The organism is Paraburkholderia franconis (assembly GCF_009362735.1).
Lineage (GTDB): Bacteria > Pseudomonadota > Gammaproteobacteria > Burkholderiales > Burkholderiaceae > Paraburkholderia > Paraburkholderia franconis.
Window position 1 is genome coordinate 1 of the sequence record NZ_WHNP01000253.1, and the last position, 682, is coordinate 682.

Here is a 682-nt window from a genome sequence, read left to right on the forward strand (position 1 = left end):
CAGGCACAAGGCGAGATCTCCCCAGGTAAGAACGCACTCCTTCATCGCACAACCGCCGCATCTACGCCACTTCGCCTTGATCACGGGAGCTTCGCGGTTACGTGCCCGCTCGCCCTGCTCGGCAGCGCCTTCTATACGGTTCTTGTCCATCGGCTCGCGATTTACGCTCCACGCTTCCTCCCCACACTCGGTCACCCTCATGCAGTTGCGCTTCACTTCATTTGCCGTGATCAGCTTATGGCGGGACTTCCACCCGCAGGAGTGCGCCCATGCTGGGCGCACACGAAAAAAAGCCCGCCAGGATTCTGGCGGGCTTTTGCTTTAGCGAGTCAGGCAATTCGCGGCAATCAGGCGCCAATGCCTTCGAGAATCTCGTCTTGCGCTTCGCGCTCGTCCAGATACCCGGTGCGATAGCCCGTATGCACACCCCAGTAGTAGAACACGAGCGAGAACACGATCACGACCAGCATGTCCCAGCCATACGGCAACAGCCCCATCCCGCCGAACTGCCTGCTGCCGATCAGCGACAGGATCGCCATGCCCGGCAGGTACGCCACCAGCCACCACGCCGCCTTCAGGTCCTCGTTGAAGCCCGTGAAGCCCGACTTCGCCTGGAAGTAGAAGAACACCGGCAGCGCCACGATCATCAGCAGGATGATCTCGCCCGTCAGCGGCCACTTCG

General features: G+C 61.1%; 1 pseudogene. It reads right to left on the bottom strand.

The features are described 5' to 3' along the window. Positions 1-347: 347 nt before the first annotated feature. Positions 348-682: pseudogene (locus GCT13_RS48045) on the bottom strand (amino acid:proton symporter); the annotation flags it as partial.